Source organism: uncultured Citricoccus sp., from assembly GCF_937871995.1.
GTDB lineage: Bacteria > Actinomycetota > Actinomycetes > Actinomycetales > Micrococcaceae > Citricoccus.
Window position 1 is genome coordinate 28459 of the sequence record NZ_CALMQR010000125.1, and the last position, 12663, is coordinate 41121.

Consider the following 12663-nt stretch of genomic DNA (forward strand, 5'->3'; position numbering starts at 1 on the left):
CGGGTACCTCAACGCAACCGCATGTCCGTCAGCGCCTTCTGGCCGTTCCGGTCACTGGACTCGGCGGATCCGCGGCCACCCTGGGCGCGCCGGCTCGAGGTCGGCTCCACGACGTCGGACTGATAGGCGTACTGGTAGGCGTAGTAGGTGCCGCGCTGGTTCGGCACGCGGGTCAGGACCAGGCCCAGCAGGCGCGCGTCCACGGACTCCAGGCTGTCCAGCCCGCCCTGCAGCTGTTCGCGGTGCACGTAACCGTCCACGCGCGTGACGAGCATGACGCCGGAGGCCATCGCGGCCAGGACCGTGGGATCGGTGACCGGCTGCAGCGGAGGTGCGTCGAGCAGGACCATGTCGTACCGGCCCTCGAGCTGGTGCATGAGCCGCCGCATGGCGTCCGAACCGAGCAGTTCCGAGGGGTTCGGCGGGATCTCACCCGAGGTGAGCACGTCCAGCTCGCCGTCCGGCCCCCACGGCTGGATGGCGTCCTCGAGGTCGATCTGGCCCGACAGGACGGTGGACAGCCCGACGGCCCCCTCCAGGCCCAGCGTCTTGGCCACTCGCGGACGGCGCAGGTCGGCATCGATGACCAGCACGCGGCTTCCGGACTCGGCGAGCATGATGCCCAGGTTGCAGGCGGTGGTGGTCTTGCCCTCGCCCGGGATCGGGGAGGTCACGACCACGGACTGGGTGCCGCCGTCGACGTTCGTGAACTTCAGGTGGGTGCGCAACTGGCGGTAGTTCTCGGCCCGCGGGTCGAACTGGTCGTCCAGGGAGATGATGGCCTCGTCCTCGGCGTCCTTGTGGTCGGCGAAGGCACCGAGCACCGGGGCGTCCGTGACCCGCTCGACGTCCTCGCGGCTGCGGATACGGGAGTCCAGCAGGCTGCGCAGCAGGGCGAAGGCGACGCCGAGCGCGGCACCGACCACGAGGCCGAGCACCAGGTTGAGCGCCACGCGGGGGCTGGACGGGGACACCGGCACGTCCGCGCTCTCCACGACGGACAGGTCCACCAACGGGTCGCCACCCCCCTCGGGATCCTCGACCGCGTAGACGGTGGCGATCAGGGACTCGGCCACCGCGTTGGCGATCTCGGCCGACCGGGCCGGATCCTCTTGGCTCGCGGACAGGTTGATCAGCACCGTCTGCGGCGGGGCGGTGGCCTCCACGGTCGCGGCGAGCGCCGTGGGGCTGGCGTCCAGGCCCAGCTCGTCGATGACCGGCTGCAGCACGCGCGGGCTCTTGGCCAGGGTGACGTAGGACGTGACGCGCTTCTCCGAGAAACTGGAGCCCTGCAGGATGTCAGTGGCGGTCTCCCCCGAGTTCACCGCGACGAAGATCTGGGTCCGCGCCGTGTAGGTGGGCTTCGTCAGCGCCGTGGCGCCGGCCGCGACGGCGACGCCCAGGAGGGTGATCAACAGAATCGACAGCCAATTGTTCCGCAGGATCCGGATGTAGTCGCGCAGGTCCAAGTCGCGATCCTTTCTGGTTGGTCCCGGTCACCGACCGGTTCGATACGACGCCATCTCGCCCTGGCCCAACGCTGGGCCGGTGGTCGCGATTGCCTGTACGTCCGGCCAGGCGGCCGATTGTCCCCGCACCCGGCCGACGCCAGGGGTCGGCAGCGTGAACATGTCGGCGTCGCCGGACCGGAGGTCTGTCATGGTCCTCCCCCGGCCGGCCAACGTGCCGACGGTGGGGGAATCGTCCATGGTCAGGTAGGGGGATAGCTCCGTGACCACATCGGTGATCCTACCCGGAGTTCCCGTCACCACCGGCGTCAGGAACGCGGGGTCGATCGCTCGCGGGGGGCAGGGCCGATCCGTCACCCGGACCTCACCGCATCCGGCGGTCGAGGCCACGTCGGGGAGATGTCCCACCGTCTCGGCGTCACGGCGCACAGGGTGGGACAAGGGGGTCCTCCGCGATCGGGCTGGGTCGGCATGTCGGTGGAGAGCGCACACCTGGGGACCCGGCCCGGGACGACCCCCCTCTTCCGCGGCGCTGGGAACCATGCTACGTCACGGTCACGGCCAGCCGTCGTAGGCTGGGTGGATGCTTTCGCGCGGTGTTGACTCCGAGGTTCGCGTCCGATCCGCCGGTTCCGGCGGTCCGGCCCAGGCCGGTCTCCCCTGCCGTCCCGCGGGGCGGCCGCGCGCCGCCGGGCGCCGGAACGCCGCGCTCGGCGTGGGGATGGTGGCCGCCGGCCTCCTGGTGACCGGTTGTGCCGCGCCGGTGGCCGACGTCGAGCCCGCCCCGGAGGCCACTGACCCGGTGTGCGCCGAGGCCATGGTGGCCCTGCCGGACGCCGTCGCCGGCCTGGACCGGCGCGAGACGGACAGCCAGGCCACGGCGGCCTGGGGCGAGCCCTCGGCCGTGATCCTGCGCTGCGGGGTCCCGACCCCCGGGCCGACCACCGAACACTGCGTGACCGCCAACGGGGTGGACTGGGTGACCCGGGACGACGGCGAGTTCTGGACGCTGACGACCTACGGGCGCACGCCGGCGGTCGAGGTGCTGTTCGACGACACCCGTGCCGCCTCGAGCTCGGTCATGGTGGACCTGGCCCCGGCCGTCTCGAGGATCCCGGCGACCGGGGGCTGCACGTCGGCGCCCACGGAGACCATTCCGGCGACGCCCGGACCGACCGGGTAGCGCGGGCCGACGGGGTGGTGCGGGCCGGCGTGGACGCTAGTGCAGGCCGGTCCCGCGCTCCACGGCCAGGGTGATCAGTTCGTCGATGAGCTCCCGGTAGCCCAGGCCTGAGCGCTCCCACATGGCCGGGTACATGCTGATCGGCGTGAACCCCGGCATCGTGTTGATCTCGTTGATCACGAACCGCCCGTCCGGGGTGTAGAAGAAGTCCACGCGGGACAGGCCCTCCGCGTCCACGGCCTCGAAGGCCCGCACGGCCAGCTCCTGGACCTCGGCGATGGCGGCCTCCGGCAGGTCCGCGGGGCAGGACAGGTCCGCTGCCGTGTCGTCCTGGTACTTGGCCTGGAAGTCGTAGAACTCGTGCTGCTGGGCTCCGGCGTGCACCACGATCTCACCCGGCAGGGAGGCCCGGGGACGGTCCGTGCCGTGGCCGTCCAGCACGGCGCACTCGATCTCCCGGCCGGCGATCCCCGCCTCCACGACGACCTTGGGGTCCAGCTCCCGGGCGACCCCGACGGCGGTGCGCAGGCCCTCGCGGTCGGTCACCCGGCTGATCCCCATCGACGACCCGGCGCGGGCGGGCTTGACGAACAGCGGGTAGCCCAGGGCCTCGGCCCGGTCCAGGGCCCGTTCCGGGGCGGTCAGCCACTGCCGGTCGGTGATGGTCTCCCAGGGTCCCACCGCGAGCCCGGCGGCCTGGAAGGCGATCTTCATGAAGTGCTTGTCCATCCCGACGGCGGAGGCGAGCACGCCGGGGCCCACGTAGGGCACGTTGGCCATCTCCAGCATGCCCTGCAGGGTCCCGTCCTCCCCGAAGGGGCCGTGGAGCAGGGGGAACACCACGTCGATGGGCCCGTGGGACTCGGCATCGGTGGCGGACGTCAGTTCGTGTCCGCCGTCCGGGGTGGCCCCCAGCACGAGGGGCTGGTCCGGTTCCGGGACGGAGGGCAGCTCGGTGCCGGTCAGGTTCCACTGGGCGGTGTCCGCGGCGACCGCCGACCAGCGGCCCTGCGTGGTGATGCCCACGGGCACCACCTCGTACTTCTCCGGGTCCATGGCGTTCAGGACACCGGCGGCCGTGATGCAGCTGATGGGGTGCTCGGAGGAGCGGCCGCCGAACAGCACAAGCACGCGCAACCGGCCGTCCCGGCCCGAACCCGGGCAGTGCTTGTCTCCGACGCTGCCGGGACGGAGGGCTGGGTCCTGGGTCAATGTCGTCCTTCCGGTTTGAGGTCGCGGGCCAACAGGAGCCCCGCGAGGGTGTCGACGTCGAGTCTGCCAGCGATGACGGCGTTGATCGCCTCGCTGATGGGCATCTCCACGCCGTGTCGGCGCGCGAGGTCCACCACGGCCGAGACCGACTTCATGCCCTCGGCGGTCTGGCGCAGCCGGGCCGTGGTGGCCGCGACGTCGAGCCCCTGTCCGAGGAGCCGGCCGGCGCTGCGGTTGCGGGACAGGGGCGAGGCGCAGGTGGCCACCAGGTCCCCCAGGCCGGCCAGTCCGGACAGGGTCTCCGCCCGGCCGCCGAGCCGCACGGCCAGGCGTGAGGTCTCGGCCAGTCCGCGCGTGATGATCGACGCCTTGGAGTTGTCGCCGAGGCCCTGTCCGTCGCAGATGCCGACGGCCAGGGCGATCACGTTTTTGACGACCCCGCAGATCTCCACGCCGACCACGTCCGTGTTCGTGTAGGGCCGGAAGTAGGGGCCGTAGACCCGTTCGGCGACCCAGGCGGCGGTCCCGGGCGAGGCCGAGGCGACGACGGTCGCCGTCGGTTCCTCGCGCGCGATCTCGAGGGCCAGGTTGGGTCCCGAGACCACGGCGAAGCGGTCCGCGGCCAGGCCGAGCCCCTCGGCGCACAGCTCGCTCATCCGCGCGTCGGAGCCGCGCTCCAGCCCCTTCACGAGGGAGACCACGACGGCGTCCGGGGCCAGGTGCGCACGGATCTCGGGCAGGTGCCCGCGGACCTCCTGGGCGGGGATGGCCAGCACCATGCCGGCGCCCGCCACGGCCGCGGCGAGGTCCGTGGTCGCGGTCAGCGCCTCCGGCAGGTCGATGTCCGGCAGGTAGTCCGGGTTGCGGTGCGCGGCGTTGATGCCGGCGGCCACGTCCGGGCGGCGCGCCCAGAGCACGATCTCCGGATCGGCGAGGCCGCGCTCGGCGGCGCTGTCTGCCAGCACCTTGGCGAAGGTCGTCCCCCAGCTGCCGGCACCGACGACGGCGATCCGTTCGCTGCGGGGGGTCTCGGGTGCCGGGCCTGCCGGGGCGCGGTCCGCCGCGACCGGGGGCCCGCCCGGCGTGCGGGAACCCGTCATGCCTGGACCGTCTCCCGCTGGCCGGTCCGCGGGTTCCAGCGCCCCTCGGGTGCCTTGTCCCCGCGCAGGACCTCCAGCTCGGAGGAGATGGCGGACATGATGCGTTCGCTCGCGGTCTCCAGCACGGCCCGGGTCAGCGGCGCCTCCCGCAGGTCGTCCAGGGACACCGGCGTGCCGACACGGATCCTGCCGGTGTGGCGGGGCCGCACGGAGGGCACCGTGGCGGTCTGCGGCAGGACCTCCTGGATGCCCCACTGGGCCACCGGGATCACCGGGACCCCGGTCTTCAGGGCGAGCCGGGCCGCCCCGGTCTTGGCCTTCATCGGCCACAGGTCGGGGTCGGAGGTCAGCGTGCCCTCCGGGTAGATGATGATGGCCCCGCCCTGGGCGAGGACGGCGTCCGCGGCCAGCAGGGAGTCGTTCCCGCCGCGGGAGCGGTCGACCGGGATCTGCCGCATGGCGGTGAGCAGCCCGCCGATCACCGGCAGCTGGAACAGTTCGGACTTCGCCAGGAAGTGCGGGAGGTGGCCCTGCTTGTACACGAAGTGGCCCATGGCCAGCGGGTCCAGGTTGGACACGTGGTTGGCGCAGACGATGAAGCCCGAGTCCGGGATGTTCTCGGTGCCCTGCCACTCCTTGGCCATGATGGCGTTGAGTCCGGGACGGACCAGGAGGGACGCGGCGAAGTACCCGGCGCGGAGCCCGGCTGGTGCGGTCAAGACAGTCTCCTAGCGGCTGATGCGGCTGAGCTCGACGTCGGCGCCGAGGCCGGTCAGCTTGTCCATGAACTTCTCGTAGCCCCGGTTGATGATCTCGATGCCGGTGGCCTGCGAGGTGCCCTTGGCGGCCAGGGCCGCGATGAGGTGCGAGAACCCGCCGCGCAGGTCCGGGATGTCGAAGTCCGCCCCGTGCAGCTCGGTGGGTCCGGAGATCACGGCCGAGTGCAGGAAGTTGCGCTGCCCGAAGCGGCACGGCACCGAGCCCAGGCACTCCCGGTGCAATTGGATCGAGGCGCCCATGCGTACCAGGGCGTCCGTGAAGCCGAATCGGTTCTCGTACACGGTCTCGTGGACGATCGACACCCCTTCCGCCTGCGTCAGGGCGACCACCAGGGGCTGCTGCCAGTCGGTCATGAATCCCGGGTGGACGTTGGTCTCGAGCACCAGCGGCTTGAGCGCGCCGCCGCCGTGCCAGAAGCGGATGCCCTCGTCGTCGACGTCGAACTCCCCGCCAATCTTCCGGTAGGTGTTCAGGAACGCCGTCAGGTCACGCTGCATCGCGCCCTCGACGTAGATGTCGCCCTGGGTGACCAGCGCGGCGGAGGCCCAGGAGGCGGACTCGTTGCGGTCCGGGATGGCGCGGTGGTTGAAACCGGAGAGCTTGCTGACGCCCTCGATCCGGATGGTCCGGTCGGTCTGGACGGTGATGATCGCGCCCATCTTCTGCAGGACGGCGATCAGGTCGTGCACCTCGGGCTCGACGGCCGCGCCCTTGAGCTCCGTGATGCCCTCGGCCTTGACGGCGGTCAGCAGCACCTGCTCGGTGGCCCCCACGGAGGGGTAGGGCAGCTCCAGCTTGGCGCCGGTCAGTCCCTTGGGCGCGGAGATGTGGATGCCGCCGGGACGCTTCTCCACGACGGCCCCGAAGCTGCGCAGCACCGTGAGGTGGAAGTCGATCGGCCGGTCGCCGATCCGGCAGCCGCCGAGGTCCGGGATGAACGCCTCCCCGATCGAGTGCATCAGCGGCCCGCAGAAGAGGATGGGGATGCGGGAGTCCCCCGCGTGGGCGTCGATCTCCGAACTCGTGGCGGACTTGGTCTGCGCCGGGTCCATGGTCAGGTCACCCGAGACCGGGTCCTTGCTGACCTTCACGCCGTGCACGGAGAGCAGTCCGGTGACGATGTCCACGTCCCGGATCTCGGGGACGTTGCGCAGCACGGACGGCTTGTCGCCCAGCAGTGAGGCCACCATGGCCTTCGGCACCAGGTTCTTGGCGCCCCGGACGCTGACGCGCCCCTCGAGCGGCTTGCCGCCGTTGATCGTCAGCAGATTTCCCATAGACAGTGGACATCCTCCGTGGCCCGCCGGGTCGGGCCGTAGCTTCGTGATGGATCCACTGGGGTGGTTCGCCCGGGGGCGCGGATCCGCATCCCAGCATACGGCCCGAAGAGGGGTCAGGCCGTGCGTGCGGGCAGCGTGGCGGGCTTGAACGGGGGCCTGGCGGCCTCGAAGGCGGAGATCTCGGCCTCTGTGCGCAGGGTGAGGCCGATGTCGTCCAGCCCCTCCATGAGCCGCCACCGGGTGTAGTCGTCCAGCTGGAACCCGGCCGTCACGGCGCCGCAGCTGACGGTGCGGCCCTGCAGGTCCACGGTGACCTCGGTGCCCGGGTGGTTCTCGAGCTCCTTCCAGATCAGCTCGATGTCCTGCTGGTCCACCTCGGCGGCCACGAGGCCCTGCTTGCCGGCGTTGCCGCGGAAGATGTCCGCGAAGCGCGCCGAGAGCACGGCCTTGAAGCCGTAGTCCTTCAGCGCCCACACGGCGTGCTCGCGCGAGGATCCGGTGCCGAAGTCCGGGCCGGCCACCAGCACGGACCCGGAGTTATACGGCTCACGGTTCAGGACGAATTCCGGGTCCTTGCGCCAGCCGGCGAAGAGGGCGTCCTCGAAACCGGTCCGGGTGATGCGCTTGAGGTAGACGGCCGGGATGATCTGGTCCGTGTCCACGTTGGACTGCTTGAGCGGGACACCGATTCCGGTGTGACGGGCGAACGGTTCCATGATCAGGCCTCCTGGAACTGGGACTGACCGGCGGTCAGGTCGGACGGGGATGAGAGCGTGCCGCGGATGGCGGTGGCGGCCGCGACCACCGGGGAGACGAGGTGCGTCCTGCCCCCCTTGCCCTGGCGGCCCTCGAAGTTGCGGTTGGAGGTGGACGCGCAGCGCTCCCCCGGTGCCAGCTGGTCCGGGTTCATGCCCAGGCACATGGAGCAGCCGGCGAAGCGCCACTCGGCGCCGAAGTCCTTGAAGACCCGGTCCAGGCCCTCGGCCTCGGCCTGCAGGCGCACCCGCGCCGAGCCCGGGACGACGATCATCCGCACGTCCTCGTCCTTGGCCTGCCCCTTGATGATGGAGGCGGCGGTGCGCAGGTCCTCGATGCGGGAGTTGGTGCAGGACCCGAGGAAGACCGTGTCCACCCGGATGTCCTTCATGGGTGTCCCGGGCCTCAGGTCCATGTACTCCAGCGCCCGTTGCGCGGCGGCCTGGGCGTTGGGATCCTCGAACTGCTCCGGGGAGGGCACGGTGTCACTGAGGGACACGCCCTGGCCCGGGTTCGTGCCCCACGTGACGAAGGGCTCGAGCGTGTCGGCGTCGAGGAACACCTCGGCGTCGAAGCTGGCACCCTCGTCGGTGGGCAGACTGCTCCAGTACTGCACGGCCGCGTCCCAGTCCTGTCCCTGCGGCGCGTGCGGGCGATCCTTGATGTACTCGAACGTGGTCTCGTCCGGGGCGATCATCCCGGCGCGGGCGCCCGCCTCGATCGACATGTTGCAGATGGTCATGCGGGCGTCCATGGACAGGGACCGGATGGCCGAGCCGCGGTACTCCAGCACGTAGCCCTGGCCGCCGCCGGTGCCGATCTTGGCGATGACGGCCAGGATGATGTCCTTGGCGGTGACGCCGTCGCGCAGCGTGCCCTCGACGTTGATCGCCATCGTCTTGAACGGCTTCAGGGGCAGGGTCTGGGTGGCCAGCACGTGCTCGACCTCCGAGGTGCCGATGCCGAACGCCAGCGCGCCGAAGGCCCCGTGCGTGGAGGTGTGCGAGTCGCCGCAGACCACGGTCATGCCCGGCTGGGTCAGGCCCAGCTGGGGTCCGACGACGTGCACGATGCCCTGCTCGGCGTCGCCCAGGGAATGCAGCCGGATGCCGAACTCGCGGGCGTTGTCCCGCAGGGTCTGGATCTGCTTGGCCGAGACCGGGTCGGCGATCGGCTTGTCGATCTCCAGCGTGGGCGTGTTGTGGTCCTCGGTGGCGATCGTCAGGTCGGGCCGGCGGACGGGGCGTCCGGCGAGCCGCAGGCCCTCGAAGGCCTGGGGGCTGGTGACCTCGTGTACCAGGTGCAGGTCGATGTAGAGCAGGTCCGGGGTCTGCGCCTCTCCGGCACCCTCACCGGGAACGACCACGTGGTCCTGCCACACCTTCTCGGCCAGCGTGCGCGGGGCCGCCGGATTGACTGCGTTCTCGGGGATCTCTGCCATCTCAAGTCCTTCCACCTGTGACCGTTCCACTGTGGCACCGCCTGCGGGGAGCGGCCAGCGCCTCAGACACAATCTCATATATTGAGACGCTAGTATCAGAGTATGGACATCCCTCCCACCTCGCCCCAGCTCCAGGCGTTGCACCGGCCCAGCGGTGTCGGCGTCGTCGACAAGGCCGCTGCGATCCTGGACGCCCTCGAGGCCGGCCCCACCTCCCTGGCCCAGCTGGTCGCCGCCACGGGCATCGCCCGCCCGACGCTCCACCGGCTGGCGGCCGCCCTGGTCCACCACCGGCTGGTGGGACGTGACCTGCAGGGCCGGTACATCCTCGGCAGCCGCCTGGGAGAACTGGCCTCCGCCGCCGGCGAGGACCGCCTGACCTCCGCGGCGGGGCCGGTGCTGACGCGGCTGCGGGACGCCACCGGCGAGAGTTCCCAGCTGTTCCGGCGGCAGGCGGACAGCCGCGTCTGCGTCGCCAGCGCCGAGCGCCCCGTGGGCCTGCGGGACACCATCCCGGTGGGCACCCGGCTGTCCATGAAGGCCGGTTCAGCCGCTCAGGTGCTCCTGGCCTGGGAGGATCACGAACGGCTCGTCGAGGGGCTCTCCGGTGCCGTGTTCACCCCCACGGTGCTGGCCGCGGTCCGGCGTCGCGGCTGGGCCCAGTCCCTGGGTGAGCGCGAGCCGGGCGTCGCCTCGGTGTCCGCCCCGGTGCGCAGCCCGAGCGGCCGGGTCATCGCGGCGGTGTCCATCTCCGGCCCCATCGAACGGCTCACCCGCCAGCCGGGACGGGTCCATGCCGAGACCGTCATGCGTGCCGCGCTCAACCTGACCGAGCTGGTGCGCTCGGCCGAGACCACCTCGTCCTGACCCGTGTGTCCGTCCGGCGGCCGCTCAGGAGGACGCCAGGACGGCCCGTTGCGGCTCGTCACTGGTCCAGCAGGCCGAGCAGGTCCTCTTCGAGGAAGGGCGTCAGGGACCGGGCGTAGGTCGAGGAGATGTGTCCGCTGGCGTCCCGGTAGACCACGGTGTTGCCGATCACCGCCGGACAGAGGTCCTCGGTGCAGAAGTACTCGGTCAGGTCGACCACGGCGGCGCCCTCCACGCGGGAGGCCGCCCGCGGCAGGGGATCCACCCTGGCCAGGGCCTCCTCGCGGGGCACCCCGCAGTCGTTGTCCGTGACGGAGAACCCGATCCGGGTCAGGCACTGGATGGACTCCTCCGTGGCGGCGGGCACGTCGGTGACCGCGATGATCCGGGTCCCCCGGGCCGCCACGGGCTCCCAGGCCCGGACGTACAGGTCGGTCCGCTCCTGGAGCGGCCGGGAATCGTCGTAGCGCGAGGAGGTGACCAGCACCGCGTCATAGGGCTCGCCGGTCAGGAGGGCCTCCTCGGCGTCCTGCAGGGGGCCGTAGCAGTTGTCCCCCGCCTCGTGGGCGTACCAGTGGCAGGCGAAGCCGGTGAACACGTCCAGCTCCCAGCCGTGGCGTTCCGCCACCGCCTCGACGGCCGGAAGGAACGAGGCCGCGTGGCTGTCCCCGATGAGTGCCACCCGGAGCGTCCCGCCCGGGTCACCCAGGTCGCAGTCCGGGAAGGCGGGCCCGTCCTTGGACCGCCAGCACTGGTACTGGCCGCCGGTGTCCTCGGCGAAGGTCTCCAGGGACGGCAGCAACCGGTCCCCCAGCAGGCCGGCGCAGTCCTCCCCGGCCGCCATCGCCGCAGCCCCCAGGCACCCGCCCTTCACGGTGGGGGCCGGTGCCGCGTCGATGGCCTCGGCCGAGCCGGCCAGGACGGACTCCTGACCGGAGGGTCCGCCCTCCGCTGTCGCGGCGTGGTCCCAGCGGACCGCGAACGCCGCCAGGACGACGCCGGCGCCCGCCACGCACACCACCGCGACGGCCGCGACCGTCCGCAGCGCACCGGGTCGGCGCCCCAGCCGGCCGTGCTCCCCCTCGCGGGTGAACCACGCCTCGCGGCGAAGCGGGTCCTCCACCAGGTGGTAGCTGCAGACGGAGAGGACGGGCACCAGGATGAGCGACCACAGGTAGTACCGGATCCCGTCACCGGGCGTCAGCGCGGTGACGAGGACCATGACCGGCCAGTGCCACAGGTACAGGGAGAAGGAGATGTCACCGACGTAACGACTCACCGGGTTCGTCAGTGGCCACGGGCCGGTGGACCGTGCTCCGATCCCCGCGGCGATGACCACGGCGACCGAGACCACCGGGAACAGCGCCAACGGCGCCGGGAAACCCACGTGGCCCGGCGCGAGCCAGAATATCGACACGACCATACCCGTCAAGCCGAGCCATGCCAGCGGGGAACGCAGTCGTTCGGGGAGCCGGGCGAAGACAGGGGCCAGGACGGCCAGGAGTGCACCGACCCCCAGTTCCCAGGCCCGGGACGCCGTCGAGAAGTAGGCGACCGTCGGGTTCAGGGCCGTTTCCGCCTGCGCCCAGGAGAACGAGGCGACGATCAGGGCCAGGACCGTGACGGCCAGTACTCCACGCCGGACGGCCAGGGTGCCCCGGGCCCGTGCCACGATGGCCAGAACCACCAGCAGGAGCCACGGCCAGACGAGGTAGAACTGTTCCTCCACGCCGAGAGACCAGTAGTGCTGCAGCGGCGAGGGCAGGGCGCCTTCCTGGAAGTAGTCCGAGCCGCTGATGGCGAACCGCCAGTTGCCCGCGAAGACGAGGGACCACAGGGCATCACCCATCGTGGTGGCCGTCCTCGTCGTGGGGAAGAGCAGGCTCGCCATCACGACGGTGACGAAGAGGACCAGCACCGATACCGGCATGATCCGCTTGAACCGGCGCACGTAGAACGAGCGGAACGAGATGCTCCCGGTGCGTTCATACTCCCGGAGCAGGAGGCCGGTGATGAGGAAACCGGAGATCACGAAGAAGATGTCCACCCCGACGAAACCACCCCTCGGCCAGCCTGCGAGGTGGTCCATCAGGACGGCCAGGACGGCCAGGGCCCGGAGTCCCTGGATGTCGCGACGAGGGGACGTGGGCAGGCCACCGGGAGGAGACTGCCGCTCCTCTGCGGCCAAGGCCTCGGTCATGGCTCCCCCGTATGTCAGCGACGCGATGGCCACAGCATAGGTTCACCACGGAGGGGCGCCCCTACTCGATTTACACTTGCTGGATCCGCCGGGCCCTGCGGACCGCGGCCAGCGCTGAGGCGTCCGTGACGTGGAGTTCTCCTCCCGTTGGCCCGGTGTTCGACCGCAGGTTCGGCCGATCACCGGTTCGGCCCTTATCCTGCCCGGAGACCGCCCGCGGTCTGGACAGTTTCCCCGACCGGACAGGAGCGACTCCCGCCGTGACGACCCTTCCCGCACCCCAGGACGCCCAGGGCCCTGCCACCTCCCCCCTGCGGATGTCGGTGGTGGGGACGGGGTATCTGGGGGCGACGCATGCGGCGTGCATGGCGGAGC

Annotated in this window: 10 protein-coding genes; 2 read left to right on the forward strand and 8 right to left on the reverse strand. The window is 71.3% G+C overall.

From position 1 onward, the window contains the following. Window positions 1-8: 8 nt before the first annotated feature. Window positions 9-1469 (reverse strand): polysaccharide biosynthesis tyrosine autokinase, encoded by a 1461-nt coding sequence (locus tag Q0283_RS14180; protein ID WP_298045215.1) that lies wholly within the window; start codon window positions 1467-1469, stop codon window positions 9-11. A gap of 583 nt (window positions 1470-2052) precedes the next feature. Between Q0283_RS14180 and Q0283_RS14185 the strand changes: the two genes are divergently transcribed. Next, window positions 2053-2652 (forward strand): DUF3515 domain-containing protein, encoded by a 600-nt coding sequence (locus tag Q0283_RS14185; RefSeq protein ID WP_255459410.1) that lies wholly within the window; start codon window positions 2053-2055, stop codon window positions 2650-2652. Between the two features lie 36 nt (window positions 2653-2688). Here Q0283_RS14185 and Q0283_RS14190 read toward each other — a convergent pair whose 3' ends face one another. The 6 genes from Q0283_RS14190 to leuC all read right to left on the reverse strand — a co-directional run bounded on the left by Q0283_RS14190 (window position 2689) and on the right by leuC (window position 9221). Next, window positions 2689-3789 carry a D-alanine--D-alanine ligase family protein gene (locus Q0283_RS14190; protein ID WP_183528257.1) on the reverse strand — a complete coding sequence of 367 codons (1101 nt, stop codon included), beginning with the start codon at window positions 3787-3789 and terminating at the stop codon, window positions 2689-2691. 71 nt (window positions 3790-3860) lie between these two features. Then, window positions 3861-4964, reverse strand: coding sequence for an NAD(P)H-dependent glycerol-3-phosphate dehydrogenase (locus tag Q0283_RS14195; protein ID WP_298045217.1), 1104 nt, complete (start codon window positions 4962-4964; stop codon window positions 3861-3863). After that, window positions 4961-5683 carry a 1-acyl-sn-glycerol-3-phosphate acyltransferase gene (locus Q0283_RS14200; protein WP_183524773.1) on the reverse strand — a complete coding sequence of 241 codons (723 nt, stop codon included), beginning with the start codon at window positions 5681-5683 and terminating at the stop codon, window positions 4961-4963. The genes Q0283_RS14195 and Q0283_RS14200 overlap by 4 nt, the downstream gene beginning before the upstream one ends. A 9-nt stretch (window positions 5684-5692) precedes the next feature. Further along, on the reverse strand, window positions 5693-7021 hold the full coding sequence (gene murA / locus Q0283_RS14205; RefSeq protein WP_183524769.1) for a UDP-N-acetylglucosamine 1-carboxyvinyltransferase: 1329 nt from the start codon (window positions 7019-7021) through the stop codon (window positions 5693-5695). A gap of 116 nt (window positions 7022-7137) precedes the next feature. Then, window positions 7138-7740 (reverse strand): 3-isopropylmalate dehydratase small subunit, encoded by a 603-nt coding sequence (gene leuD, locus Q0283_RS14210; protein ID WP_183524766.1) that lies wholly within the window; start codon window positions 7738-7740, stop codon window positions 7138-7140. Window positions 7741-7742: 2 nt separating this feature from the next. Continuing rightward, a complete protein-coding gene (gene leuC / locus Q0283_RS14215) occupies window positions 7743-9221 on the reverse strand; it encodes a 3-isopropylmalate dehydratase large subunit (RefSeq protein ID WP_298045219.1) in 1479 nt (492 codons plus the stop codon). 138 nt (window positions 9222-9359) lie between these two features. Here leuC and Q0283_RS14220 point away from each other — a divergent pair, with 138 nt between their 5' ends. Then, complete coding sequence (locus Q0283_RS14220; protein ID WP_183528254.1) at window positions 9360-10088, forward strand: IclR family transcriptional regulator; 729 nt, start codon at window positions 9360-9362, stop codon at window positions 10086-10088. Window positions 10089-10146: 58 nt separating this feature from the next. Here Q0283_RS14220 and Q0283_RS14225 read toward each other — a convergent pair whose 3' ends face one another. Continuing rightward, window positions 10147-12288 carry an acyltransferase family protein gene (locus Q0283_RS14225; protein ID WP_298045222.1) on the reverse strand — a complete coding sequence of 714 codons (2142 nt, stop codon included), beginning with the start codon at window positions 12286-12288 and terminating at the stop codon, window positions 10147-10149. Window positions 12289-12663: the final 375 nt, after the last annotated feature.